The organism is Blautia parvula (assembly GCF_020215665.1).
GTDB classification, from domain to species: Bacteria; Bacillota; Clostridia; order Lachnospirales; family Lachnospiraceae; genus Blautia; species Blautia celeris.
In genome coordinates this window covers 3,245,371-3,271,374 of sequence record NZ_CP084061.1, presented here as the reverse complement: position 1 = coordinate 3,271,374, position 26,004 = coordinate 3,245,371, and the positions used below count along the sequence as shown (strand labels likewise).

Genomic DNA, 26,004 nt, shown 5'->3' with positions numbered 1-26,004 from the left:
GCGTTCAGCGGGTTTCCGTGATTTTTTTATACATAGAAGAAAAACAGCGATCCTGCAGATCTTTTATCTGCTGCCTTTTAGGCAGAGTGCTGTCCGGCCAGAGGGGCGGCAGGATGTGAAGACGCAGGCAGGGCTTTCTTTTGTATATGCGGCGGATGCCTGTGGGGGTATGGAAGGTGATCACCATGGGAAGAACGGGGACCTGGTTCTCTTCCGCCAGATAGAAGGCACCTCTTCTGAAGGGGCGGAGTTCCCGGCAGTAGGGGAGCAGGACTCCCTCGGGGTATATCTGTACACAGGCGCCCTTTTTCAGGGCCTTTCCCATCTCTGAAAAAAGTTCAGCAGTGGTCTGCACATCGGCGGAGAGAGGTACGCCGCCCAGAATGCGGATCAGATGCCGGACAAGGGGAATTTTAAAATTGGATGCCAGGGTGATGAAATACGTGCGCTCTTTAAAGAGTGCCTGTTCCACCAGGGTACAGTCCAGCATATGGACATGATTGCAGACGGTGACTGCGCCGGTATTTCTGAGCTTGCGCAGATTTTTCCAGCCGTCAATGCGGGATCCCAGTACAACACGGTCAAATACTGTCAGGACAGGCACTGCCACTGTTTTTAGGAGGGAGGAGGTAAGGCGGGAGAGCGGGTTGGCGCGCCGGTAATCGTATCCCTTTTTTACCTCAAAAGAAAAAGGCTGCCACATGTGGATCACATGTTCATCCTCTTTCAGGAATCCTTTTGACTCTGTTTTCTTCTCCGGCAAATAAAACGCCTCCTTTTTCCTGCATGCTCCTCCAACTCCTGCCGAAACATTTCCTCTGCCTGGCGGACACAGTTTTCAAGAGCATATTTTTTGCCGAGAGCACTGTATTTGTACTCCATAGCCTTTCGTTCCGTCTCATGCTCGATCCAGTAGTCTATTTTTGCAGCCAGGTCATTGCTGTCGCCTGCCTGAAAGAGGCTTCGTTGATCCAGGGCGAACTGTGGCGTGGCGGATTTGCGGCTGTCGGCAATGACAGGCACCAGGCCGCCGGCAAATGCTTCCATGCAGGACATGGCTTCTATCTCCACATCCGCTGCGTGCACGTACAGATCACTCATGGAGATCAATTCCAGCAGATGTTTTTTCGGAAAGAAGTGAATCTGTAAGGGATTGGCAAGATGTTCTTTTTCCGCAAGCCGGAGCAGCGCTTCTTTCCGCGGCCCTTTTCCTGCCAGGACCAGTTGAATCCGGTCGGCGTATCTGGAGCGGGCCACAGCCCTGATCAGCACATCCTGTCTTTTTTCAATGGAAAGCCGTCCCACCATCAGCACTACAAATTTTCCTTCCAGAGCTTTGATCTTTGGGGATTTTCGGTATACAAAATCAGGATCAATACCATTGGAAATTACATGGAGCTGTGAATGGTAGCCCCGCATGCGGAGTTCTCCGGCGATAAAATTGCTGGGACAGTGAATATGACGGCAGTAACGATAAATATAAAAATGAAACCAGTGATATATGGCATCATTGACTAAATCTGCTCTGCTCAAATGGATGGAGGATGTTATATTCTCAGGCTGTACATGGAAGGCACCTGTAAAGGGCACACCGTAAAGCCGGGCCATTTTAATGGTTACGTGGGAAAGGGCAAAAGGAGAAAGGATGTGCACCAGGTCAGCCCATACAAGGGCATCCCGGATGATTTTTCTGTTCACTTTTGCAAATATCATTCCCTGGGATGTGATCAGATTGTCAAAAACAGGGATGGTGAGCTTTTTCATGGCATAGGCGTATTCTCCATCCGCATCCACGGGTTCTCTGCTGTATCCCATCATACGGACCTCATGCCCGTGTTCCCGCAGGATTCGGGCAAAACGCTGGCTGGAAATCGTCATGCCGTTGTTTGCAAGACAGAACTGTTCCGTTACTAATAATATTTTCATGATAAATAAAACGCTTTCTATTCTGTAATAGTACGGTGTGTATGCTTTTTGATGGCCTCAAAGCTCTCCGCGCTTATGACATGTTCCATGCGGCAGGCATCCTCCGCGGCTGTTTTGGGGTCAACGCCAAGGCGGATCAGCCATCCGGAGAGGAGCTGGTGACGCTCATATATTTTTTCTGCTATTTTCCGGCCTTCCGGTGTGAGCGTGATAAAACCCTCGGCATCAACTTCAATGTAGCCGTTGATTCTGAGATTTTTCATTGCAACACTGACACTGGGTTTGGAGAATTCCAGTTCATTGGCAATATCAATGGAACGCACATGGGACTTTCTTTTTCCGATCATGAGAATGGTTTCCAAATAGTTTTCTGCGGATTCTTGTATTTTCAAAATCAACATCCTTCCTTTTCGTTAATAGAGGTCAGTAAATCCTCCGTTTTTGTATGCCAAAGGTATAAAAAACTCCTCTGCACACATAGATATTAACAGCATAACATAGATTGAAAAGAAGTTCAAATATTACCGTTCACCCCGTGCCGGGCAGCACGTTTGGCGGTACACAGATAACCGTTCAAAATTCCCTGAAAAAAATTGTAAAAAATGTCTTGACAATTGGAACAATTTATTATATTATAAATAACGTCCTAAGGACAGATACACAACACAACAGAATAACCTGCGGGTGTAGTTCAGTGGTAGAACACCAGCCTTCCAAGCTGGATATGTGGGTTCGATTCCCATCACCCGCTCTTATGCGCGAGTGGCTCAGTTGGTGGAGCGCGACCTTGCCAAGGTCGAGGCCGCGGGTTCGAGTCCCGTCTCGCGCTCTTTTTTATAGTCCCTGTATCTGCAGGGGCTTTTTTACATGGGAAAGCGGATGGCTATGATGACCGCAGCAAAGAGAAGGAGCATAGCATATGGATACAACGTTGATGAACCGGATTATGGAATATTCTTTGACAAAGGGGCAGGGAAAGATTGCAGATTATATATTGAAAAATGAAAAGAGGGTTCTTGGCATGACGGCAAAAGAGATCGGTAAGGAGATTGGCGTCAGTGATGCTTCTGTCATTCGGTTTGCAAGAACGATAGGGTTTGATGGTTTTTCTGACATGAAAGAGTATATCCAGCATGAGCTTGCAAAGGACAGAGAGAAAATAGGGAAACATTCCTTATATGACCGTTTTACCATGCAGACCCATAAATATATAAAAAGCAAGGATTCCATAAACGAAGTGATTCAGTTAATGGGAATCAATCTGGATACCTCTTTGCGGCAGAACAGCGAAGAACGGTATGAAGATGCGGCAGACAGACTTTTGAAGGCAGACAAGAAGGTGATCATTGGTTTACGCGGCGGTAAAGGGTGCGCGGTCCAGTTTTCAAGATTGTTGGGACATCTTACCGATAAAGTGAGCGCGGTAACAGAGGAGAGCCATGACCAGCTTGCGAAACTCACGGAATTAGATGAGTCAGATGCTGCCATTTTCCTCAATTTTCCCCGTTATTACAAGATAGACGAAAAAATAGGTGAAATTTTGTCGGAGAGAAACGTGTACTGCTGTCTGATCACAGACAGCATGGAGTCTCCGGTTGTGAAATACGCAGACGAGGTGCTGCTGGTGGAAACAGAACACTGCGGTTTTTTTCATTCCATGATAGGAGTGGAAGGTGTTTTGGAATATCTGCTGATTCTCATGTGCTGGAAGGAGCCGCAGACATTCCGCCAGAAACTGATAGAAAGGGATAAAGTCTTAGATGAGTATAGACTGACCCAATAATTATACGGACAGGATAAGGCGCAGAAACCGTGCGCCTTATTTTTATGCAGAGATATAAGGATAGAGATGCCCTGTTACAAAAATGTAGTGAAAATTTTTGAATCATAAGAAAATATAACAAAATAACAAAATTCGTAGTGTAAAGTATATAAAATATCAGGAAAACTCTTGTGTGAAGCATCAATGGAATGTAGTGAATGTTGTAAATATAATAGAAGCATAAAGCAGGTAACGGCCGTTACGATAACATGATCTCAAGGAATAGAACAGGGAGAAAAAATATGGTTGTATACTTAAGTGAATACATTCATCCGGATGCAGAGGCTTTACTCAGGAAAAGAGCAGAGGTAGTGGACTCTTTTGAGCATGCGGAGGATATTGATGCGGTTATCCTGCGGACTGCAGAGGTAAGCAGGGAAATTATGGCGAGAGCAAAGCACTTGAAGGTAATAGGAAAACATGGCGTTGGCTGTAATACGATAGACCTTGAAGCTGCCGGGGAATACGGAATTACTGTGCTCAACACCCCGTCAGCCAACACAAATTCTGTGGCAGAACTGATTGTGGGCTTAATGCTGACGGTCAGCAGAAAAATATCCGTATGTGATGCAAAATGCAGAGAAGAAGGATTTGAAAGGATCGCCCCTCCGGAGATGACAGGTATTGAGCTGACAAATAAGACGGTAGGGTTAGTCGGCATGGGAAATATTGCACGGCGTGTAGGAGAGATACTGAAAAATGGCTTTTCGGCAGTGCTCGCGGGATATGATCCCTATTGTACGGAGGAGCAGGCGAAAGCCTGGGGGATAAAAAAGTACACGGAGCTGAAGGATCTGCTTATGGTTTCGGATATTGTGAATATCAGTGTGCCGCTTACGAAATCAACTGAAAATATGATCGCAGAGCCGGAATTTCAGTATTTTAAAAAGAATGCCATTTTAATAAATGCAGCAAGGGGCGGGATCGTCAATGAAGAGGACTTATATAAGGCTCTGAAAGAGAAAAGAATAAAAGCGGCTGCCTGTGACGCGTTTGTCAGTGAGCCGCCTGATGGAAGCAATAAGCTGATGACACTGGAGAATTTCTGCGCAACACCCCACATAGGGGCGAATACAGAGGAGGCCCTCTACCGCATGGGAATGGAGGTCGTGGAGGAGGTCCTCAGCGTTCTGGAAGGGAAGGAACCGAAGCATAGAGTAATATAGCAGGCATGGGAAAAAACCATAAAAGAAAACCATAAAAGAAAGCGGAAAGGGATTGGAAAATATGAAAACAGGATGCAGGATCGTAAAGGATATAAAGAGACCGGAAAAAACACTGGTAGACCAGTTTGCAGGAGTTGCCGTAGCAAACCTGGATGACTGTATGGGGCGGATGTCTGCAGTGCATGAGGATATTGTCCCTGTAAATAAAACAAGACTGCTGGGCACGGCTTTTACCGTAAAGGTTCCGGAAGGGGATAATCTGATGTTTCATGCAGCGATGGATCTGGCAAAGCCGGGGGATGTCATTGTCATTGATGCCGGAGGGGACACAAGAAGGTCTGTCTTTGGAGAGTTGATGGTAACTTACTGCAGGATGAAAGGAATCAGAGGGATTGTTGTGGACGGAGCAGTCAGGGATGTGGATGCAATGTCTAAAATGGAGGATTTTGCTGTCTATGCCAGAGGCGTGACACCGGATGGGCCTTATAAAAACGGGCCGGGGGAGATCAATACCACTGTAGTGTGTGGAGGAAGAGTGGTCAATCCCGGAGATATCGTTCTGGGAGATGAGGATGGCGTGATTTTTATCAGGCCTGAGGAAGCCCCGGAATTGTTGGACAAGGTACGAAAAATACAGGAAAATGAGAGAAAAATATTGGATACCATGAAAAAGGAAGGAACTTACATACGTCCCTGGGTCGAGGAAAAATTGCGGGCGCTGGGAGTGGAATACACGGACTATATGGATTACACGAAGTGTTAGGAGGAAAATTATGTATACAACAGCAGTCAATGATTTGATGTTACTATTTTTATTTTTAATGATAGGAGTGGTGCTTCGGCAGATTATAAAGCCTCTGCGCAAGCTGTATCTTCCTTCGGGACTGATCGGGGGTGCCGCTGCACTGATCATGGGGCCGCAGGTCTTGAACCTGTTTGCAATGCCCGATACCTGGTCAAGCATGGCGTCACCAATGATCAATATTGTACTGACTACTACATTATTCGGTATCGCGATCAATAAATCAAAAATGAAATCCTATGCAGGTGCCATCAGCAGTAATATGCTGTCGTATTTTTCACAGATGCTGGTTGGTATTCTTGCAGGCGTAGGACTGCAAAAGATTTGGAAAGGGCTGCCTGAAAGCTGGGGTGTTATGACCGTATTTACCTATTGGGGCGGTCATGGTGCGGCTACATCATCCGGCACGCTGTTCGAGGAATTAGGTGTAGAGGGGATGCTGAGTATTGGCCTCATCCTGGCAACCTTAGGTCTGATCGTTGCCATGGTAGCGGGAATGTTCTGGGTTAATGTGGGGGTCCGCAGGGGCTGGGCAAGAGCACTGGATAAAGGGGGAAACAGCAGGGAAAGAAAAAATGACTATGTTTTGCCGGAAGAACAGAAATCCCTGGGAAGAGCCACCATTGCGTCTGATTCCATTAACGGCCTGGCACTTCAGATGTGTTTTGTATTTCTGAGTATGTGGCTTGGAAGCGTTATATTCGGAGGAATTGCAAAAGTGATCCCGGCAGCGCAGAATATTCCCTCTCTGCTGTACGGCATAGTTGGCGCGATCATCGTATGGTTTTTCCTGACAAGAACACATCTGGATAAATACGCGGATAAGGCGGCCGTGGATAATATCGGCGGTGTGGCGCTGGAAATTTGTATCTGCTCGGCAACAGCAACATTAAATTTATCATTCTTTGCAACATATCTTGCGCCGATTCTGATACATATGGTTATCATAATCCTTTTAATGTCACTGTTGTGTATGGTATTTATGCGCCGTTGGTTTGGAAAGGACTGGTTTCCTCTGGCACTGATGTTTTTCGGGGCAGGCTGTGGTTCTACACCCAGCGGCCTGGCGCTGGCCCGCTGTGTTGACCCGGATGTAAAGACGGAAAGCTGGGAGGCATTTGGTGTGGCGCAGGGCTGTTTTGTACCTTGTACTTCTGTGTTCGTAGCAATTTGGCCTGTTATCGCCGTAAATAATCTATGGATTCTGGTAGGGATAGGGGCGGCTGTTACAATCGTTACGATTTTGTTTAATGAGTTATTTGTAAGAAAACAAAGATAAGAGTAACAGGGGAATCTGACGAATGCCGTACAGATGAGAACAGGTCCTGAGGGCGAAGTGCTGAAATTAAAAAAAGTGCTTACACAGGGAAAAAAATTCTGTTACCATAGGATAGCAGAAAAAAATAAATAATGGTATCAGATGAAAATGGTAGTGAGATTATATGACATGATCGCAGCGAAAGTTACGAGTCATATATCTTGCTGCCTTTTTTGATGCCGGAAGAAGGAGGAATTTATTATGCCGAAAACAAAATTTCAGGATGTTATCTTTACACTTCTCATGGTGGTGGTGATGGTCTATGCACTGGTGGTGTACAACATTTCATTGGACAGAGGAGGACTTACCAATGAGGTGTTTGTAATGGCCTTTGGGGAACTGGTGATCATGGGAATCGCGGCGTTTTTGCTGGAAATGTTCCTTGCGGGGCCGCTGGCAAAGAAGCTGGCGTTTTCCATAGCAGATCCGGGGAAAGACAGGCAGATTGTTGTAATCCTTGTGGTGTCAGCCATGACGGTGTGTATCATGTGTCCTCTGATGAGTCTTATCGCTACGCTTCTTTTTAAAGGGGTGGATTCCCAGGTTGTCGCAAAATGGCTTCAGACAACGGTTTTGAACTTTCCCATGGCATTCTGCTGGCAGATATTTTTTGCGGGGCCGTTTGTGAGATGGATTTTCAGACATTTGTTTAAGGATAAGGAGGCGTGTGCCGGGGAAGCGGCAGCGGGAGCCCGGTAAACCGGACTCCCGCTTTGGCATTATATGAACGGACTTGTCTGTGGTATATGGGGAGTCAGATTCAGCAGCAGTTTCACAAATCCCCAGAGGGTGTTGAAAATATGGGCATTTGCTGTTCCCAGAGGCCGGCTCAGAGCACCGCTTGCCAGCAGAATGACCAGAATCCAGGTGCGGTAAGGGCGGATGCGCTGGTAAAAGACAGAGACTCCGGGCCATAATTCGGCCAGCACGTTGGAACCGTCCAGCGGCGGAATCGGAATCAGGTTAAATACCCCCAGGCCGATGTTCATAACTGCCGAATAATACAGCAGCCGGATAAATACGGTGACGGACACGGAGTCAGCGCTTCCGTATTTTCCAAGAAGGCCATAGAGAAGCAGGGACAGAAAGGCAAGGATAAAATTCATGAAAGGACCGGCCAGGGAAACCATGATGATGCCTGATTTTCGGTTCTTATAATACCGGGTGTTGATCCTCACGGGTTTTGCCCATCCCATTCTGAAAAAAATCAGACACAAAGTGCCGAAAGGATCCAGGTGTTTCAGCGGATTCAGCGTCAGTCTGCCGTCCATTCTGGGAGTCGGATCACCCAGCCGGTCAGAGACCCAGCCGTGGGCAAATTCGTGGCCCATGATCGCTATGAGCACCACAGGGGCAATATACAAAATATCACGGAGCTGTTGAAGATAATAACTGGAACGAAGCATAAGCATTTCCTCCAATCTTATATAATGTGTTCGTTTTGAACCATTATAATCAATGAAGGAAAATTATGCCAGTGTTTTTTTCGTGATCTGCCCCATGATATGCAGCATGGTCAGTGCAGCCAGACGGCAGCCGGTAGTGGCGGGAGTGTCGTAGGACGGCGCGGTTTCCACCAGATCGAAACCTATGATGTCCGTTTTTGCGCAGATGCCGCTGAGCAGTTCGCAGGTCTCATCATAGAGCAGCCCCCCGGGAGAAGGCGCGGCTGTGGCGGGCATGAGGGAAATGTCGTAGGCGTCAATATCGAAGGTGATGAAGGTCTTGCCCGCCGGTATCTGAGCCAGCACTTTTTCCACACCAAGACGGTGAAAATCTTTGGCAGTTATGACGGTGTTGGCTGCCCTGGCTTCCTCCCAGTCCCGGCGGGAACTGCTGCCCAGGCCCCGCATGCCGATCTGGACAATACTGCCGATGTGGGGCATTTCACGCATTCTGCGGATGGGGCTGCCGTTTCCGTATTTCTGGGGGCCACGGGACATGGCAAAATCCAAATGAGCATCAAACTGTACGATGTTGATGGTTTCCCCGATTTCATCAAGTGCTTTTGCCACGGGGATGGAGATGGAGTGGTCACCGCCCATAACGGCCGGGGCGGCACCCCGCTTTATGATCCTGCGCACACTTTCTTCTATAGAAGAGAAACAGTATTCGCGGTCACCGTGGAGCATATCCGCATCCCCGCAGTCCACAACTTTGATGGGGGAGGCCAAAAGACAGGCATCCTCCTCAGGGTCGTAGAAGCCGGTCTCACCTCTGGCATAGGCAGTGGATATGTTTCGGATGGCCCGGGGCGCCAGTCTCTGGCCTCCGTACCAGGCTGCGCCCTGGTCATATGGCACGCCCAGGACCGCTATATCGGCGTCCAGGGTGTCCATGTCGGTACAGATAGGATATTTGGCAAAGGAACAGATTCCTGTAATGGGTAAGTTGATATTTTCCATGATGGATACCTCCTGAAAAACTATTTTTGTAACTGTCTATATTGTAGCAGGCACTGGTCATTAAGAACATGGAGGGAAAAAGGTATATGGGGCATCTGACTTATACATTTAAAGTATTTTCATGGATTTTCTTAAAAATGAAAAGTAGTATACAGGCGGGAAAATAGATGGACAAGGTGTGGGGAAAGACTTATAATGGACAAAGTGAATGGACAGGAGGCGGCAGAGGCGTATGGACAGTACGGATAAAAAGATCCTGAATATCCTTCAGGGAAATGCCAGAATCTCCATGAAGGAGCTGGGTACCCTGGTGGGTCTCACCTCCCCGGCGGTCACTGAACGGGTGCGGCGCCTGGAGGAAGAGGGGATCATTGAAGGATACAGGACCATTATAAAAAGAGGAAGGATCCAGAAAGGAATGGCAGCGTTCATCAACATGGAGATACCGAGCAGCAGCTGGCAGAAACTGGCCAGATATTGTGAAGATTCCCCTTATGTGCTTGAGCTGTACCACACCATCGGCGTTTACGGAGCCACCATGAAGGTCTTTGTCCCGGATACCGGGCAGTTCGAGGGACTCCTGGGAGAATTGGGAAAGTTCGGTAATACCGTGTCATCGGTGATCCTCTCGTCAAAATTCTCTAAGAAGGAATTGCCGGAATAAGGAATAATATTTATGCAAATAACATAAAATTTTATGAGATTTTAGTGGAAAACACCGGAAAACTGTGATACTATTATGTATAACGAAATTTTATGTTGTAACGTGCTGAAATCTTTGACGGGTGTTTTGCATGAGGAGGAAAAAACATGAAATTACTTACATATAAACTGCAGGGTGATGATAAGGAACGGCTGGGATTGATGTGCTCCTTTGCATTCCATCGTTTTATCCCTATTGAAGATCTGGGGATTCATTTCAGGGATATGAATGATCTGATCGAGAATATAACCCCGGAACAGAGGAAGATTATGGAACAGGCCTGTGACCAGCCGGACAGAAGGCTTCTGCGTTATGAAGATGTTGTCCAGTGTGCCCCGATTCCCCATCCGAGACAGGATATGATCTGTCTGGGCATGAACTTCAGGGAGCATGCAGTGGAGTCCAGCCGTTTTAAAAAAGAGCAATTCGATCAGGAACGTCCTTACGCAGTGTATTTTTCCAAACGCGTGAATGAGGCAACACCTGACGGAGGTACCATTCCCTCCTATCCCGGGCTGGTGGACAGCCTGGACTACGAAGCGGAGCTGGCAGTTATCATAGGGAAAGAAGCGAAGAATGTAAAGAAGGAAGACGCCGTTTGACTATGTATTCGGCTATACGGTGATCAATGATGTGAGTGCCAGAAATGTGCAGACACGCCATAAGCAGTGGTATTTTGGAAAGAGCCTGGATGGATTCACCCCCATGGGACCATTTATCGTCACAGAGGACGATGTTCCGAGACCGCCGAAGCTGGCCATCAAGAGCAGGGTCAATGAGGTACTGCGGCAGAACAGCAGTACGGATATGTTCATTTTTGATATTCCCCATGTGATCGCGGAATTATCTGCGGGCATGACATTAAAGCCCGGCACCATCATTGCCATGGGAACACCGGCAGGGGTGGGAATGGGGATGATTCCCCCAAGATTCCTGAATCCCGGGGATGTTGTGGAGTGCGGAATTGAAGGTATTGGATGTATCAGGAACACAATTGTGTAATTGTGTACAGGGCAGAGCCCGCTGAAGTTCATAGATTTGTGAATAGTAACAATTTACCAGATTAATGTAAAAAAATGAAAAAAACTATTGAAATATGAAAGGGAATATGATAATATTGCAGTGTTGTTTGAGAAAACGGTGTATTGTTATCGTATTCCCATACATGCCCAGATAGCTCAGTTGGTAGAGCAGAGGACTGAAAATCCTCGTGTCGCTGGTTCGATTCCGGCTCTGGGCATTTTTTTACACGGCAAATGTCTTTCGGTGGAAAACAAATATCTTTATAAGAAAGATATTGTCGGTAAAGTATCCGCACAGCGGATTCTAAGGTTAATTATAAGAAAGGTGAGGATTGGAAAACATGTATTCATTGGAAGAAATTCAGGCAACAGATCCGGAAATAGCGAAGTGTATTAATGATGAGGTTGAGCGTCAGAACTCCCACATCGAGCTGATCGCATCAGAAAACTGGGTAAGCAAGGCAGTCATGGCTGCTATGGGAAGCCCGCTGACAAACAAATATGCGGAGGGATATCCGGGAAAACGCTACTACGGCGGCTGCGAATGTGTGGATGAAGTGGAACGTCTCGCTGTAGAACGCGCAAAAGAACTGTTTGATTGTGAATATGTGAATGTACAGCCCCATTCCGGTGCGCAGGCAAATATGGCTGTGTTCTTTGCCATGCTGAAGCCAGGTGATACGGTTATGGGCATGAATCTGGCCCACGGCGGACACCTTTCACACGGAAGCCCGGCTAACTTCTCCGGCGCGTACTTTAACATTGTGCCTTACGGAGTAAATGATGAGGGTGTGATCGATTATGAGGAAGTCCGCAAAATTGCGCTGGAGTCAAAACCAAAGCTGATCGTGGCCGGCGCCAGTGCCTACTGCAGAATCATTGATTTCAAGAAATTCAGGGAGATTGCCGACGAGGCAGGTGCTTACCTGATGGTAGATATTGCCCATATCGCAGGTCTGGTGGCAGCAGGCGTACACCCAAGCCCCATCCCGTATGCGCATGTGACCACCACCACAACCCACAAGACACTGAGAGGCCCAAGGGGCGGTATGATTATGTGCAGCGCTGAGATCGCGAAAAAATTCAATTTCAACAAAGCCGTATTCCCGGGAATCCAGGGCGGCCCGCTGATGCACGTGGTAGCTGCCAAGGCAGTCTGCTTAAAAGAGGCGCTGCAGCCTGAATATAAAGAGTACCAGAAAAACATTGTGAAGAATGCCAAAGCGCTTTGCGACGGCCTTCTGAAACGCGGTATCAACATTGTGTCAGGAACCACAGAGAACCATCTGATGCTGGTGGATCTAAGAGGCACAGGGGTGACAGGCAAAGCCATGGAAAACCTGCTGGATGAAGCAAACATCACCTGCAATAAAAATGCCATTCCCAATGACCCGGAATCCCCGTTTGTGACAAGCGGTGTGCGTCTGGGAACAGCAGCAGTGACATCCAGGGGAATGAATGAGGAAGACATGGATAAGATCGCAGAGGCTATTGCCATTATGGTGAAAGAACCGGAGAAGAAAGAGCAGGCCAAGGCTATTGTGAAGGAACTGACAGATAAATATCCGCTGAATGCATAAGAAATACAGCACTGCCGGACCGGGAAATACCCGTGTCCGGCAGTTTTTTATTTTTTTTTATCTGAAGACTTCCCTGCTGTACTTGTCAATCTCCTGGGTTATCACATCATATACCCCCTCATAGGTACTTGTGGGGAGGCCGATGGATGCGTTGGGGATGAAATAGTATTTTCCGTTTTCATCGCAGGCTCTTTTGACTTCTCTTGCAATGACATTTCTGGACCATCCTTCATAATCCACTTTGGCACTGTCAATCCCGCCCATGAAAGAAATTTTGCCGCCGTACTTTTCAATCAGTTCCGGTATCCGGTTGGTGGTCATGACGCCCTGCCAGATGTCCACGCCCATATCGATCATATAGGGCACAAAGGTAGCTGCATAGGAATCCGAGTGGTGTACGATCAGTTCCACACCATGGGATTTATAGTATCCGTAGATCTTTTTATAGCCCGGCAGATAGAACTCCTCAAACATGGCCGGGGACATAAAGGTGGAGGTCTGGCTGCCCCAGTCATCGTGGTGGAACAGGCCGTCCGGTTTCAGGTGTGTGCAGATCTCCTCTGCAAGCTGCAGTTCAAAATCCGTGAGGTAATCGATCAGTTCATGCATGGCTTCCGGTTCCTCGTACAGATTGATGAGGGTGGTCTGGATTTCCCCCAGATGGTGACACTGTTCAAAAAGGCCCGGGGCTACAAAAGGCATAACAAAAGATTCCCTGCGGTCTGTCTCCTCTGCCTGTTTGATAAAAGGCTCCCACTCCGCGTCAGAGAATTTGACACTGGGTGCATGTACATAATCCCTCCAATGCCGGATATCCTTGATCACCACCTTTTCAGGCGTGTGTACAGGGAAAGCGCCCGGTGTGCCCTTGGGCCAGGAACGTGTGATACCCCAGGCATTCTTTACATTCATCTCCCCGTATTTGGGGTTGGGATTGTGTCCGCCAAGAGGATTCTGAATGAGCCGGAAGGCCTCATACTGATTGACAAAGCGGTCAGGACTGCCGCCTCTGATCGTCTCCATAAGGTTTTGACGTTTGGTTAACATAATATTATTCCTCCTTTTCTTATTCACATACTATTTCCGTTTTTCCAGTTCTGCAGAATATTTTTCTATTTTGTCCCTTGTGAGGCGGAAACCGAAAATCATGATGACAGCACCCAGAGCTACGGCAATGGCGGGAATGATCGTAAAGCCCATGCTGATTCCGCGCTCTAACTGCGGGGACGTGATCCCTTTTTCCACAGTTTCCAGATTGAAGCCTGCGATGGCGAGACAGGCGCTGATCAAAATGCCGCGGCTCACCACGCCAATCTTCAGTGGGATGTTGCTGAGTCCCATGATCAGTCCGGTGGCATTTTTTCCGGTTTTGTATTCGCTGTAAATGGCACAGTCCGCATAGAGAGCGGGACCGCACGCGTTTGTCATGGTGCAGAAGAACTGAGCCAGGCTGACCAGGATGATCACTGCCCAGGGCTGCCGATAGAAGAGAAATCCCAGCACAAGCACAACTGCCATGGCAAGATAGGCGTAGATGACAGTGTTTCTGGCAGAGAACTTTTTGGCTGCTGTTTTGGAAAGATAAGAAGCTGCAACTCCCAGTAGGCTGGAGATAAGGATGAATGTAGCAGTCAGGTCCTTGTTGTGCGCAACATAGGTGAAATAATATACGGCAATGCCGCTGGCGACAAAACTGTAGATATATTTTGCCAGGTCGGCTACGGTCAGCCCTAAGAGGTAGGGATTGGTGGTGAGGCACTTCAGAAGGCCGTTTCCCTTATCCTGGCGGCCGCGGGCTTTCTTCTCCGCAAGTTCACGCCGCATCCTCTCAATTTCCTGGGCACCGGTTTCCTCGTAGCCTTCAAACATTTTAAAATGCGCGAAGTAACCGGCTGCCATCAGTGCGGCAAAGGCAAAGGCTGTGGCGCCGTAGGAATTCTTTTCTCCAACAATACCGGCCATGACAGCTACCACTGCCGGGCCTACATAGGAATAAAATACCCTGCCCAGAGACTGCCAGATAGCTCTTGATGAGGACAGAGCCATGCGGTCCTCCGGGGTCTTGGAAGCCATGTTGATCATGGAAATGTTGGCTACGAATGGAATGTTCCATGCAATATGGCTTGTGATCGTGGCTGCGATGATGATCACCACGGCTGCGGTTCCGCTTCCCACGCGTACGAACTGGAATGCGTAAAGAAATGGCACCAGCCATGGGATGACCACCAGCCAGGAGCGGTAGCGCCCCCATTTCATAGGCTTAAATGTGTCCAGAATAACTCCGTATATCCAGGACAGTGCAGCATCCACTACACTGGCTATGGTTGTGATCATGGTAACGATCGGGAGTGAAAATTCTGCAATATTTGTCAGGAAATAAGTAAAATAATACGTTTCAATATTGGTCATAAAGGAAAAGCCAAAGTCCCCCACACCAAAAAATCTTTTCAGGGATCTGCTGATTCCGTTTCGTTTCTTCCCTCCATCTGAATCCCCCATATCTTCTCCTTTCTGCTGCCCGGTCTGATGGGCATCTTAACAGGCGGCCATTCTGTCGCTGCAAAATCTGCGGCTGTGTACAGATGCCGGCGGCTGGCAGTACAGTATGGCTTTGTTGTCGCTGTTTTCCGTCTGTGTTGTCTGCAATGATATTTATGACGTCTTTTTAAAATTCACCTCCTGACTGACTTATGCAAATAAATATATTGCAAATGTTATATGTGGATTATATCATCTGTAAAAAATAACGTCAATATAATTTGTGGTTATTTTGATAATTGGGAATGCAAATAGAAGGGAGGAGATGTTTTTTCAGAATTACAGCGGAATGAGGGGGATGAAAAACACCATTCCGGCAGGCAGGATGAAACTGCGTGACAGAATGGTGTATAAGATTTCTAATATCCGATGATAGTGCCGGCAATAAGAAGGATAATGCAGGCGCCCCATGCCAGAAGCATAAATGGCATGATAAATTTTATCCATTTGTTAAAAGGAACACGTCCATAGGACAGGAATGCTATCAGTGCGCCCATAGTAGGATAGCAGAGATTGCTCAGGCCGTCTCCAAACTGGAATGCCAGGATGGTAAGCTGTTTGCTGAGTCCGGTTATCTCTGCAACAGGCATAAGTACGGGCATGGTAACCAGTGCCTGGCTGCTTCCTGAAGGGATAAAGAAATTCAGAATGGTCTGTACCACCAGCATTCCGATACTGGTAAGACTCTCAGGCAGTCCCGCCAGCACACCGGACAGACCGTGGATAATGGTATCCAGAATCAGTCCCTGCTGCATGACAACAGAGATGGCCCTTGCCATTCCAATGGCCATCGCCGCGATAAACACGGATTTGGCTCCCTCTAAAAGCTCGTCTGCAATCTTGCCGCTCTTGTAGCCTGCAATGATTCCGCATACGATCCCGCAGATGATATAGACGGCTGACATCTCCGGCATTCCCCATCCCCATTTCAGACAGCCGATAACGATGAGAAGGATAGCAGCCATAAATACCACAACCACCAGTTTTCTGCGTCCGGTAAACGCAGTTTCCTCCTGGTCCCCTGCAAGATCAGAATAGTCCTGTCCGGCCATGAGTCCTTTTGATGGGTCTTTCCGAACCTTTTCAGCATAGCGGATCACGTAGAAGATACTGACCAAACCAAGTACGACCAGAGCCACCATACGGTAGGAAAAACCGGAGAACAGTTTCAGGCCGCCGATGATCTGGGCGTTTCCAACCGTGTAATAGTTTGCCGGGCCGGCGGACCACCCTACGATATCTGCAATGAATACGACGGATATCCCTGTTATGACGTCGTATCCCAGTGCAAGACAGATGGGGATACAGACGGCTGCGAAGGGAATCGTGCCTTCCAGCATTGCGGGAAACCCTCCGATGAAGAGAAAGAAGACCATAATACCGATCAATACCAGTTTACTGTGCTTTTCACCCAGCTTTTTGGATAGTGTCATGACTGCGGCTTTTAAAGCCCCCGTACTGTTTACAAGACCAATTGCGGCGCCGATTGTAAAGATCATGGTGATCAAAGCCGCTCCATCCTGGATTCCCTGGGGAATGGACTGGAATAATCCCATAAAACCTACAGGAGAAGATTCCACATATTGAAAGCTGTCCGCATCCACGACCTGTTTTCCGTCTACCTCCACTCTGTTGTACTGCCCCGCAGGAACCAGCCATGTGCAGATCACCATCAATACCAAAATGGCAAACAGAATGACAAATGCATGCGGAAATTCGTGTTTCTTTTTGTTCATTTGTGTTTCCTCCTTCTTTCTTGATTTGCTTTCGTATGATACAAAAGTATATGAATAACTTGTTGAATTTTTGTTGAAATCAGGAGGGGAATTTTTCACCGCTGAACTCTTTCTTTCCTGTCATACGTTTATTTTATTGTTATCACTGCCCGGACAGTTAAGTCTTCCTCCCTGCGCGCGATTCTCTCAGAGGGCACGGAGAAATTCGGCATTCCGTCCTCATCCCAGAATATTTTGCCCACGGAGGCGTTGCGCCCTGCGTCGTAAAGGGGCTGGTAATCCTCATCAACCAGGTAGCGTTCCTCCTGGCGTCCGTGGTAGATGATCAGGTCTTCCGTATCGTCGTCTGATTTGGTGAAGCTGTTGTGTCCCAGTCCGAACTGGCCGGTGGCCCGACTGCTCTGGAATACGGGGAAGGGAAGTTTTTTCCAGGAGGCAGCATCCAGAAGGTCTGCATTTTCATCTGCATAGAGGAGTCCCACGCAGTACAGGGCGTCTGTGCCGCTGCCGGAGAAGGTCAGGAATATCTTACCTCCGTGTTTGATAATGCCGGGGCCTTCATCTACGGGGAACCCGTGCAGCTCCCAGGCGTATTCCGGATGGGACAGGCGGACAGCCGGGGTGCACAGCGTCCAGGGGTTGGAGAGCTGTGCAATGAAAATGTCAGAGATATTGTTTGTTTTCTGCGCCCAAAGAAAATAATGTTTTCCTTTATGTTCAAAATGTGTATGGTCAAGAGAAAAATCCGTGAAAGCAATATCGCCTTTTACCTCAGTAACCACCGGGCCTTTCTGCTCCCAGGTCCCGGTTAGGGGATCGCGGTCTTTACACTCCAGACAGTGGGGGCGGATGCGCCAGGAGGATTCCTCCGATATGGTGGTGGTGTAATAAATATACCATTTTCCGTCAATATAATGGATCTCAGGTGCCCAGATATGAGGGCTTAAGGTGCCTCCGGCTATGGGCCGGCGCTCATAGACCACCTTTTCCTCATAGGCCCCGGAACCGTCTGCCAGCCCGCCCAGGGTGGAAGCCCGGCGCAGGATTATGTAAAGATACTGGTATTTTCCGTCCAGATTGTGCTCCATATCGGTATGGGATGCTGTGAAATAATACATACCGTCCGTGTGCTTGTAAATAAACGGGTCCGCTCTGTGATAAATAAAGGGATTTGGAAAACGTGTCTCCTCCAGGCGGCCGGTTACTTCACAGGTCTGGCAGTCCTTGGTTATCCTATCAGTTTCGGACAGATTCCAGCGGACTTTCCGCTCTTCCTGCATACCGTTTGTATACTCCACAGTGACTCTTTCCGGAAAAGACGGTTTTTCTCCCGGTTTTGCGGTGATATGGACTTCCTCCACCGCGTGCAGGAGCACCGGCTCAGGTTTTCCGTAATTTTTTTGAAGTTCTGAGAGAATTTCCATCGGAATTTCAACGGCGCCGTTTGGGGCCGGCTTCTGTGTGATCGGGTAGAGCTGTTCAAATTCATAATCCCTGCCTGTGCAGACTGCTCCCGTATAATGGATAAAATCTGTTGTGCATACAAGATGCATGCTGGACTCATATACCGCGTCAGACGCCGCGATCAGATAAGTGCCGTTGATTAATTGGTAAATGGATGGGGAATGCAGCCTTTTGGAACCGAAATCCGGGAACCAGATTCCATTGTTTCCGTTTAACTGATACCAGTCAGACCCGTTGTAGCTGTATTCCAGGTGAAGACTGTCAGATTCCGGATTGTTCCAATCCAGGGTATAAGGACGCAGCCAGGCCGTTTTCTGACCTTTTCTGCAGAGAGAATCATCCCAGGGAAGTATATGCATGTTCTTCATAATAACTCCTTTTGGGCAGATGTTTTAACAAAATAAGAGTATTTTCATCTTAACACAAAAGAAAAGGGTTGACAAGCAGGTAAAAACAAGTATTTAATTAATATATAAAACGTTTAAGTAAAGGATGCGGCGGGCAGTCCGCCGATGCGGTACGGGGGTAATTATGGCTACGATCAAAGAAATTGCAAAGGCATGTCATGTCTCGGTGGCTACGGTGTCGAATATTCTGAACGACAAGCCGGGGGCCAGTGAGAATACAAGGGAAATGGTTCTGAAGGTGGCCAGGGAGATGGACTATATGCCCAACTACATGGCTAAAAACCTGAAGACGAAGAATTCCAGGAGCATAGGGGTTATTGCTGAGGATATGACCATTTTCAGCATTCCGGATATCATAGACGGGATAACAGAATACTGTGAGGAAGTGGACTACCAGATACTGCTGACCAACTTAAGGCTCTATAAGAAATATAATGACACTTACTATGGAAGAACGGATTTTTACGGGATTGTGCAGCAGGAGATCAAAAAACTGATGGCAAAGCAGGTGGAGGGAATCATCTATGTGACAGCCCATGAGCGTGTGATACGGTGTATTCCCGAGGACCTTCCCATACCGGCGGTGATGGCATACGGCTATACAAGAAGCGGTAAGGTGCCTTCCGTTGTGGTGGATGACGAGCACGGAGCGCTGGATATTGTCAATCATCTTATTGAGAACGGACATGAGAAGATTGGGGTGATCACAGGTAAAGCGGACAGCCTTCATATGCAGGCGCGTCTGATCGGATACCAGAAAGCCCTGCTGAACCATAAAATCCTGTATGACCCGGAGCTTGTAAAGACAGGAGACTGGACGCGGCCTGCAGGATACATGTATACAGATGAACTGCTGGAAAAAGGGGTGACAGCCATTTTCTGCATGAATGACCTGATGGCAGGCGGCGTATATGACCGTCTGGATGAGCTGGGACTTAAGATTCCACAGGATATTTCCATAACAGGGTATGACAACAGGGAACTTTCCAGTTATTATAAACCGCCTTTGACCACCATTACCCTGCCTCTGCACGATATCGGATACCGTGCCGGGGAAGTGATGATCGGTCTTCTTGAAAAAGAGATTCCGGAACAGAAAACAGAAGCAGTCTACCAGGTGAAATGCCAGCGTCTGCTGCGTAAATCCGTCAGAAATATCAGTCAGGGACAAAAAAGCAGCAATGGTACAAGTTCCTGAAACGATGGTACAAGTAAGGAAAACAGAAAAATTTTACAGCCTCTCGGGGAAATGTGGAGCACATCCCCCGGAGGCTGTTTTTTTGTGGTTTTGTACAAAGAATGAAAGGGGGAACAGCGCAAAAAAGGCTTTATCAAAATAAAGAATTGTACAATGTGCACATACTTAAACGATTTAAAAATAAAAATAGTTGTGTAAATATTTAAAATAAGAGTAAAAACGAGAAAAACAGAGAATAAGTGATTTAAAATAGTGATTAATGGGAATATATCTGAATTAACAAACTTGAAAACATCTGAAAAGTGGTCTATAAAAGAGAAAAACACACAGAGCCGCTGAGTAAAAATAACTAAAACAGCAGGAATGGCTCAGAAAAAATAAAACAGGCGGATATCCGAAACAAAATAAGAGTGATGGAAAAGATGTACGCTTAAACGTTTAATAACAAAAACCTCATCAAAGGACGAGCAGCCAATGATCTGAGGGCGAAATGCTCCGGGCTGACCGGAGCAAGGAAAGAGATATGAAGGGAGAGCAAGTATGAACGGTGAGAAATTACAGTCCCTGCCTCTTGGTGACATAAGGATAGAGGACGCGTTCTGGGGTAAATATATCCGGCTGGTAAAAGATGTGATTCTCCCTTACCAATGGGAAACACTGAATGACAATGTACCGGATGCAGAGCCAAGCCACTGCATCAAAAACTTCAGAATCGCCGCCGGCGAGGAGAAAGGCACCTTTCAGGGAGCTGTTTTCCAGGATACGGATGTGGCAAAGTGGCTGGAAGCTGCCGCGTTCACCCTGGCTTCCGGCGGAAGGGATGAGATGCTGGAAAGTCTGGCTGATGAAACGATTAAGTTGATCGGTAAGGCCCAGTGTCCTGACGGATACCTGAATACCTATTACACCATTCAGGAGCCGGATCGCAGATGGTCAAACCTGAAAGAAGGGCATGAGCTATACACAGCGGGACATATGATAGAAGCTGCTGTTGCCTATTATGAAGCCACAGGCAAGGACGCGTTTTTGAAGATCGTATCCAGGTTTGCGGATGTTATCTGTGAAAAGTTCGGTCCGGATGAGGGACAGTGCCACGGCTATCCGGGACATCCGGAGGTGGAACTGGCACTGGTGAAGCTCTACCGGGCAACAGGAGAGAAAAGATATCTGGAGGTATCCAAATATTTTGTAGAGCAGAGAGGTGTGGGGGAGAATTACTTCTTCCAGGAGGAAAAAGGTGAGAAATACCGGCAGATCTTCCCGGAATTCAAGGATTACAGCCCGGCATACTCACAATCCCACCTTCCGGTCAGGGAACAGAAGACCGCCGAGGGACACGCAGTGCGTGCCGTATATCTGTACTGTGCCATGGCAGACCTGGCATACGAGTACCGGGATGAATCCCTGCTGGATGCCTGCAGAACCCTGTGGGACAATATGGTGAAGAAGAGAATGTTCATCACAGGAGGCATAGGTTCTTCCGGGCTTCTGGAACGTTTTACCACGGATTATGACCTGCCGAATGACTGTAACTACTCAGAATCCTGTGCATCCATCGGCCTGGCGCTGTTCGGCAGAAGGATGGCCGAGATCACAGGGGAAGCAAAATATATGGATGTGGCGGAGACAGCACTCTATAACACGGTCCTGGCGGGAATCGCCATGGACGGCAGGAGCTTCTTCTATGTAAACCCTCTGGAGGTATGGCCGGACAATTGCCTGGAGAGAACTTCAAAGGAACATGTAAAGCCTGTGCGGCAGAAATGGTTCGGCGTGGCATGCTGCCCGCCAAACATAGCCAGAACGCTGGCATCCCTGGGGCAATACCTGTACGGAAAGGGAGAGGATTCCCTGTACATAAACTTATACGTCTCCAACGAGGCGCAGACTGTCATAAACGGTGTAAAATGCAGCGTAAAGATTGACAGCGGATATCTGGATGACGGCACAGTGAACATAAGTCTTCACCCGGAGCACAAGACAACAGGAACCCTGGCACTTAGGATTCCCGGCTGGGTGAAAACCTACTGTGTATTCCGAAACGGTGAAAAGATCAGAGAGCCAAAGACAGAGAAGGGCTACCTGCTCATAAGCGGTGAGCTGGAGCAGGAAGAGATCACCCTGAAATTTGACATAAAACCAAGATTTGTCCACGCAAACCCAAAAGTACGGGCAGACAGCGGCAAGGCAGCACTTATGAGAGGGCCCCTTGTGTATTGTCTGGAGGAGACGGACAACGGCAGCAACCTGGCATCTGTTTTTGTGGATACGGGACAGGAACTGTCAGAGCATTATGAACCGGAGCTTCTGGGCGGAACCACTGTGATCTGCCTGAAGGGTAAGAAAATAACAGAGTCCTGCTGGGATGACGATACCTTATACCGGGAATGTAAGACAGAACTTGAAGATATTGAATTAAAAGCAGTTCCCTATTGCCACTGGGGCAACCGTACAACCGGCGAGATGCTGGTTTGGATCAAAGAACTGCTGTAACATTTGTATCATACAGAGGGAGAAATCCTCTGATTTGATAAAGGAACGTAACGATTCAGCGACAGCGCTTCACAGCCAGGTGAAAATCACATCACGAAAGACGATCTTACATGGACTTTTGCCCGGAGCTGTGGAGACACTGAAAGTTACAAAGCATCTATAATATTAAGAAACGGAGGCAACAACAATGAAGAAGAAGGTTTTAGCAGCATTACTCAGCGCAGCCATGATCGGCACTATGTTAGCAGGATGCGGATCCAAAGGCGGAGACGATGCAAAAGAGAGCAGCACCAAGGAGACAGGTAAAAGAGAGATGGAAGTGGAAGGTGATGATGTCACCACACTTACTGTCTGGACATTCATTGAGAACCACCAGGATTTCTATACAAATATGGCAGAGAAATGGAATGAGGAAAATCCGGACAAGAAAGTAAAACTGGTTCTTTCCAATATGGCATATGATGATATGCACAACAAATTATCTCTGGCTCTGGAATCCGGCGAGGGTGCTCCCGACGTAGTTGATATTGAGTTAGGTAAATTCCCGGCATTCATGACAGGCGAAGTCGGACTGAAAGACTTATCTGATGTGATCGCACCTTACAAAGAGAACGTGGTTGAGTCCAGACTTGACTTATACTCCAAGGACGGAAAATATTACGGACTGCCCACTCATGTAGGAACAACTGTTGCTTTCTACAACACAGAGGCTCTTGACGCAGCAGGTGTTGATTACACCACGATCAAGACCTGGGATGACTTCAAAGCAGCAGGTGAGAAATACAAAGAAGCTACAGGAAAAACCTTCGCGGCAGCTGAGACAACAGCACAGTGGACTCTGAACCTGATGCTGGCTCAGAAGGGCGGAGACTACATGACAGAGGACGGCAAGCTGGATGTAAACAATGACAAAATGGTAGAGTGCTTACAGTATATGAAAGATATGCAGGCAGCAGGCGCCCTGGATACCATCGCAGGCGGACAGCCGGACAATGAGGAAGCATATCCGTTATTCAACTCCGGTGATGTGGCAGCAGCTATCATGCCGTTCTGGCAGACAAGCCGTTACACAAGCTACATGACAGACCTGAAAGGCAAAGTAGCCATCGCAGCTCCTCCGGTATGGGGTGACAACGACGCGGTTAAGACCATCGGCGGCGGCGGAACAGGTACCGCAGTTGTGGCAGGCAGTGAGAACGCAGACCTGGCAGCAGAAGTATTTGCTTATATCAAACTTTCCGAGACAGCCAACGAAGAAGTATGGAATGTATTGGGATTTGACCCGGTCAACACAGCTCTCTGGACAGACACAGCCATTACAGAGAATCCGGACAATGCATTTATCCAGTATTTCAATACAAAACCATTTGACACACTGAACGAACTGGCTGACGGCATCGGCCTTCTGAAATGCTATACAGACGAGAAAATGCCGTCTGTAAACAACACCTTCTGTACCGTTACACTGAATGATATTTTTGAATCTGACGCAGATGTGAAGACAGCTCTTGACGATGCACAGGATTCCTTAGAGAACGAATTTGCTGAATAAAAATTCATAAGTTATCGCTGCGGCCTGACCGTCGGGTCAGGCTGCAGTTTTGTTGGAGGAGAGAGAAAGGAGTATAAAATGAACAAAGTGAAAAAATTCTTTTACTCACAGAAAGCAGCTCCTTACGTGTTTGTCTTGCCGTTTGTACTTACGGTACTGTTATTCTGGATTTTCCCGATTGGAAACGGCGTACTTTTAAGCTTTCAGGATGTGTTAAAAGATAAATGGGTAGGATTAAAAAACTATGAGAGGCTTCTGTCTGATAAGATTTTCCTGAAGGCAGTCTGGAACAGTGTAAAATATATGATCGGAACCTGCGCGCTGCTGATTCCGTTCCCGCTTTTATTTGCAAGTCTTCTGAACAGTAAATTAATGAAAAAACCCGGATTTTTCAAATCCATTTATTTCCTGCCGGCGCTGACATCCGTCGTTGTTGCAGGTACCATTTTCCGTCTGATCTTCGGAGAAATGGATACAGCTTTGGCAAACCGCGTGATTGAATTTTTCGGACATTCCCCCATCAAATGGCTGAAAGGCCAGTGGACCGGATATTTTGCACTGCTTCTGGTAGCCTGCTGGAGATGGACCGGTGTAAATATTCTCTATTTCCTTGCCGGATTACAGAGTATTTCCACGGATTTATACGAGGCAGCATCCATAGACGGTGCGTCCAAATGGCAGCAGTTCAAAAAAATCTCCTTTCCGCTTGTGAAACCAACAACCGTATACGTGCTGACCATCAGTATCTATGCAGGTCTGTCCATGTTCCTGGAAAGCTACATGTTATGGAAGGGAAACAACTCACCGCAGAATATCGGTCTTACCATTGTGGGATATCTGTACCGCCAGGGTATTGAAAAACGGGCTATGGGTTATGCCTGTGCCGTTGGTCTGGTCTTGCTGATCGTGGTCATGATCGTCAACCTGATCCAGCTTACCGTGACCGGAACATTCAAGAAGGAGGAACGCTGATATGGCTATGGATAAAAACGAAGCAAGAAGAAAAAAAGACAGATTTGCCACAGCAGGTCTGCTCGTCCTTTTTACCATCCTGGCTGTTCTGATCATCCTGCCCATCTATGCCATATTTCTGGCAAGCTTTAAGCCGGGCGGACATCTGCTTCAGTATGGGCTGAATCTGGACCTGGATTTTTCTGTCATGAACCTGGACAACTATGTGCTTCTGTTCACAGGCTCCCATGATTACTGGACCTGGTTTACGAACAGTATCATCCTGACCGTGATCACAGTGGTGCTCACGCTGCTCATCAGCGCGTTCGTGGCATACGGGTTTGCGGCCTATGAATTTAAAGGAAGACAGGTACTCTTTGTGATCGTACTGATCATCCTCTCCATTCCTCTGGAAGTTGTTATGCTTCCTCTGTACAAACAGATCTCAAGCTGGGGAATGATGGATAATTACGGAGCAATTGTGCTTCCCTTCCTGGCTCACGCGTCAACCATCTTCTTCTTCAGGCAGTATCTGCTGGGGCTGCCGAAGTCTCTGATAGAAGCAGGACGTATTGACGGTGCCACAGAGTACGGTATTTTCTTCAAACTGATCATTCCGATCATGAAGCCGGCTTTTGCCGCAATGGCTATTTTAAATGGTATGAATGCATGGAACAACTACCTGTGGCCGCTGCTGGTGATTCGTTCTTCTGAAAAGTATACGCTGACCCTTGGTCTGAACACCCTGATCAACCCTTACGGAGATAATTACAGCCTGCTGGTAGTGGGTTCCTTCTTCTCCATTGTGCCGATCTTCATCCTGTTCGTATGCTTCCAGAAGTATTTCATCGAAGGTATGACAGCCGGCGCTGTAAAAGAGTGACAAGGGAAAGTACAAGTTTACCGGACTTCCATACAAGT

The 26,004-nt window shown here is 47.6% G+C and carries 22 protein-coding genes, 3 tRNA genes and 1 pseudogene; 17 read left to right on the top strand and 9 right to left on the bottom strand.

What is annotated here, in order from left to right:
- Positions 1-4 precede the first annotated feature (4 nt).
- From LC508_RS15085 to LC508_RS15075, 3 genes are read right to left on the bottom strand one after another with little or no spacing between them, the layout of a single operon-like run.
- Entirely contained in the window at positions 5-763 is a 759-nt protein-coding gene (locus LC508_RS15085; protein WP_103732766.1) for a lysophospholipid acyltransferase family protein, read from the bottom strand.
- Positions 727-1,926 carry a glycosyltransferase gene (locus LC508_RS15080; protein WP_103732765.1) on the bottom strand — a complete coding sequence of 400 codons (1,200 nt, stop codon included), beginning with the start codon at positions 1,924-1,926 and terminating at the stop codon, positions 727-729. The genes LC508_RS15085 and LC508_RS15080 overlap by 37 nt, the downstream gene beginning before the upstream one ends.
- Positions 1,927-1,943: 17 nt before the next feature.
- Positions 1,944-2,318, bottom strand: coding sequence for a metal-dependent transcriptional regulator (locus LC508_RS15075; protein WP_033141473.1), 375 nt, complete (start codon positions 2,316-2,318; stop codon positions 1,944-1,946).
- A gap of 288 nt (positions 2,319-2,606) precedes the next feature.
- Here LC508_RS15075 and LC508_RS15070 point away from each other — a divergent pair.
- From LC508_RS15070 to LC508_RS15040, 7 genes are all read left to right on the top strand, one after another.
- Positions 2,607-2,677: transfer RNA gene (locus LC508_RS15070), tRNA-Gly, on the top strand.
- A gap of 5 nt (positions 2,678-2,682) precedes the next feature.
- Positions 2,683-2,755, top strand: a tRNA-Gly gene (locus tag LC508_RS15065).
- A gap of 90 nt (positions 2,756-2,845) precedes the next feature.
- Positions 2,846-3,709, top strand: coding sequence for a MurR/RpiR family transcriptional regulator (locus LC508_RS15060; protein WP_103732517.1), 864 nt, complete (start codon positions 2,846-2,848; stop codon positions 3,707-3,709).
- 281 nt (positions 3,710-3,990) lie between these two features.
- Positions 3,991-4,914, top strand: coding sequence for a hydroxyacid dehydrogenase (locus LC508_RS15055; RefSeq protein WP_033141444.1), 924 nt, complete (start codon positions 3,991-3,993; stop codon positions 4,912-4,914).
- A 61-nt stretch (positions 4,915-4,975) separates the two neighbouring features.
- A complete protein-coding gene (locus tag LC508_RS15050; RefSeq protein WP_103732516.1) occupies positions 4,976-5,677 on the top strand; it encodes an RraA family protein in 702 nt (233 codons plus the stop codon).
- A 10-nt stretch (positions 5,678-5,687) separates the two neighbouring features.
- Positions 5,688-6,995 carry a sodium/glutamate symporter gene (locus LC508_RS15045; protein ID WP_033141442.1) on the top strand — a complete coding sequence of 436 codons (1,308 nt, stop codon included), beginning with the start codon at positions 5,688-5,690 and terminating at the stop codon, positions 6,993-6,995.
- Between the two features lie 240 nt (positions 6,996-7,235).
- A complete protein-coding gene (locus LC508_RS15040) occupies positions 7,236-7,733 on the top strand; it encodes a DUF2798 domain-containing protein (protein WP_033141441.1) in 498 nt (165 codons plus the stop codon).
- A 20-nt stretch (positions 7,734-7,753) separates the two neighbouring features.
- On the opposite strand, the gene LC508_RS15035 is transcribed toward LC508_RS15040, so the two are convergent.
- On the bottom strand, positions 7,754-8,440 hold the full coding sequence (locus tag LC508_RS15035; RefSeq protein ID WP_054351972.1) for a site-2 protease family protein: 687 nt from the start codon (positions 8,438-8,440) through the stop codon (positions 7,754-7,756).
- Positions 8,441-8,503: 63 nt separating this feature from the next.
- Positions 8,504-9,439 carry an agmatinase gene (locus LC508_RS15030; RefSeq protein ID WP_103732515.1) on the bottom strand — a complete coding sequence of 312 codons (936 nt, stop codon included), beginning with the start codon at positions 9,437-9,439 and terminating at the stop codon, positions 8,504-8,506.
- Between the two features lie 232 nt (positions 9,440-9,671).
- Here LC508_RS15030 and LC508_RS15025 point away from each other — a divergent pair, with 232 nt between their 5' ends.
- The 4 genes and pseudogenes from LC508_RS15025 to glyA all read left to right on the top strand — a co-directional run bounded on the left by LC508_RS15025 (position 9,672) and on the right by glyA (position 12,744).
- The gene (locus LC508_RS15025) at positions 9,672-10,103 is read left to right on the top strand and encodes an Lrp/AsnC family transcriptional regulator (protein WP_052099459.1); all 432 of its coding nucleotides are present in this window, start codon (positions 9,672-9,674) and stop codon (positions 10,101-10,103) included.
- Positions 10,104-10,249: 146 nt separating this feature from the next.
- A pseudogene (locus LC508_RS28600) lies at positions 10,250-11,144 on the top strand (fumarylacetoacetate hydrolase family protein).
- Positions 11,145-11,309: 165 nt separating this feature from the next.
- A tRNA-Phe gene (locus LC508_RS15015) sits at positions 11,310-11,382 on the top strand.
- Positions 11,383-11,505: 123 nt separating this feature from the next.
- Positions 11,506-12,744, top strand: coding sequence for a serine hydroxymethyltransferase (gene glyA, locus LC508_RS15010; RefSeq protein ID WP_033141436.1), 1,239 nt, complete (start codon positions 11,506-11,508; stop codon positions 12,742-12,744).
- A gap of 57 nt (positions 12,745-12,801) precedes the next feature.
- Here glyA and LC508_RS15005 read toward each other — a convergent pair whose 3' ends face one another.
- The 4 genes from LC508_RS15005 to LC508_RS14990 form a co-directional block, all read right to left on the bottom strand.
- Positions 12,802-13,791, bottom strand: a complete 990-nt coding sequence (locus LC508_RS15005; RefSeq protein WP_103732839.1) for a uroporphyrinogen decarboxylase family protein — start codon at positions 13,789-13,791, stop codon at positions 12,802-12,804.
- A 30-nt stretch (positions 13,792-13,821) separates the two neighbouring features.
- Entirely contained in the window at positions 13,822-15,243 is a 1,422-nt protein-coding gene (locus LC508_RS15000; RefSeq protein ID WP_033141434.1) for an MFS transporter, read from the bottom strand.
- A gap of 398 nt (positions 15,244-15,641) precedes the next feature.
- On the bottom strand, positions 15,642-17,018 hold the full coding sequence (locus tag LC508_RS14995) for a YfcC family protein (RefSeq protein WP_033141433.1): 1,377 nt from the start codon (positions 17,016-17,018) through the stop codon (positions 15,642-15,644).
- Positions 17,019-17,146: 128 nt separating this feature from the next.
- Entirely contained in the window at positions 17,147-18,850 is a 1,704-nt protein-coding gene (locus tag LC508_RS14990; RefSeq protein WP_103733073.1) for a family 43 glycosylhydrolase, read from the bottom strand.
- A 163-nt stretch (positions 18,851-19,013) separates the two neighbouring features.
- Here LC508_RS14990 and LC508_RS14985 point away from each other — a divergent pair, with 163 nt between their 5' ends.
- From LC508_RS14985 to LC508_RS14965, 6 genes are all read left to right on the top strand, one after another.
- Entirely contained in the window at positions 19,014-20,087 is a 1,074-nt protein-coding gene (locus tag LC508_RS14985) for a LacI family DNA-binding transcriptional regulator (protein ID WP_033141431.1), read from the top strand.
- Positions 20,088-20,627: 540 nt separating this feature from the next.
- Positions 20,628-22,580 carry a glycoside hydrolase family 127 protein gene (locus tag LC508_RS14980; protein ID WP_103731116.1) on the top strand — a complete coding sequence of 651 codons (1,953 nt, stop codon included), beginning with the start codon at positions 20,628-20,630 and terminating at the stop codon, positions 22,578-22,580.
- A gap of 34 nt (positions 22,581-22,614) precedes the next feature.
- Positions 22,615-22,743 carry a hypothetical protein gene (locus LC508_RS28240; RefSeq protein ID WP_255611035.1) on the top strand — a complete coding sequence of 43 codons (129 nt, stop codon included), beginning with the start codon at positions 22,615-22,617 and terminating at the stop codon, positions 22,741-22,743.
- A gap of 24 nt (positions 22,744-22,767) precedes the next feature.
- Entirely contained in the window at positions 22,768-24,132 is a 1,365-nt protein-coding gene (locus LC508_RS14975; protein ID WP_033141429.1) for an ABC transporter substrate-binding protein, read from the top strand.
- Between the two features lie 78 nt (positions 24,133-24,210).
- A complete protein-coding gene (locus tag LC508_RS14970; RefSeq protein ID WP_033141428.1) occupies positions 24,211-25,104 on the top strand; it encodes a carbohydrate ABC transporter permease in 894 nt (297 codons plus the stop codon).
- A 1-nt stretch (position 25,105) separates the two neighbouring features.
- Entirely contained in the window at positions 25,106-25,966 is an 861-nt protein-coding gene (locus tag LC508_RS14965; RefSeq protein ID WP_033141427.1) for a carbohydrate ABC transporter permease, read from the top strand.
- Positions 25,967-26,004 lie beyond the last annotated feature (38 nt).

Excerpts from the sequence above, each read along its gene's own strand:
- LC508_RS14990 (WP_103733073.1), bottom strand. The coding sequence starts at position 18,850 with ATGAAGAACATGCATATACTTCCCTGGGATGATTCTCTCTGCAGAAAA.
- LC508_RS15025 (WP_052099459.1), top strand. The coding sequence starts at position 9,672 with ATGGACAGTACGGATAAAAAGATCCTGAATATCCTTCAGGGAAATGCC.
- LC508_RS14995 (WP_033141433.1), bottom strand. The coding sequence starts at position 17,018 with ATGAACAAAAAGAAACACGAATTTCCGCATGCATTTGTCATTCTGTTT.
- LC508_RS15030 (WP_103732515.1), bottom strand. The coding sequence starts at position 9,439 with ATGGAAAATATCAACTTACCCATTACAGGAATCTGTTCCTTTGCCAAA.
- LC508_RS14970 (WP_033141428.1), top strand. The coding sequence starts at position 24,211 with ATGAACAAAGTGAAAAAATTCTTTTACTCACAGAAAGCAGCTCCTTAC.
- LC508_RS14985 (WP_033141431.1), top strand. The coding sequence starts at position 19,014 with ATGGCTACGATCAAAGAAATTGCAAAGGCATGTCATGTCTCGGTGGCT.
- LC508_RS15035 (WP_054351972.1), bottom strand. The coding sequence starts at position 8,440 with ATGCTTCGTTCCAGTTATTATCTTCAACAGCTCCGTGATATTTTGTAT.
- LC508_RS14965 (WP_033141427.1), top strand. The coding sequence starts at position 25,106 with ATGGCTATGGATAAAAACGAAGCAAGAAGAAAAAAAGACAGATTTGCC.
- LC508_RS15080 (WP_103732765.1), bottom strand. The coding sequence starts at position 1,926 with ATGAAAATATTATTAGTAACGGAACAGTTCTGTCTTGCAAACAACGGC.
- LC508_RS14975 (WP_033141429.1), top strand. The coding sequence starts at position 22,768 with ATGAAGAAGAAGGTTTTAGCAGCATTACTCAGCGCAGCCATGATCGGC.
- LC508_RS14980 (WP_103731116.1), top strand. The coding sequence starts at position 20,628 with ATGAACGGTGAGAAATTACAGTCCCTGCCTCTTGGTGACATAAGGATA.
- LC508_RS15000 (WP_033141434.1), bottom strand. The coding sequence starts at position 15,243 with ATGGGGGATTCAGATGGAGGGAAGAAACGAAACGGAATCAGCAGATCC.
- LC508_RS15005 (WP_103732839.1), bottom strand. The coding sequence starts at position 13,791 with ATGTTAACCAAACGTCAAAACCTTATGGAGACGATCAGAGGCGGCAGT.
- LC508_RS15040 (WP_033141441.1), top strand. The coding sequence starts at position 7,236 with ATGCCGAAAACAAAATTTCAGGATGTTATCTTTACACTTCTCATGGTG.
- LC508_RS15050 (WP_103732516.1), top strand. The coding sequence starts at position 4,976 with ATGAAAACAGGATGCAGGATCGTAAAGGATATAAAGAGACCGGAAAAA.
- LC508_RS15045 (WP_033141442.1), top strand. The coding sequence starts at position 5,688 with ATGTATACAACAGCAGTCAATGATTTGATGTTACTATTTTTATTTTTA.
- LC508_RS15055 (WP_033141444.1), top strand. The coding sequence starts at position 3,991 with ATGGTTGTATACTTAAGTGAATACATTCATCCGGATGCAGAGGCTTTA.
- LC508_RS15060 (WP_103732517.1), top strand. The coding sequence starts at position 2,846 with ATGGATACAACGTTGATGAACCGGATTATGGAATATTCTTTGACAAAG.
- glyA (WP_033141436.1), top strand. The coding sequence starts at position 11,506 with ATGTATTCATTGGAAGAAATTCAGGCAACAGATCCGGAAATAGCGAAG.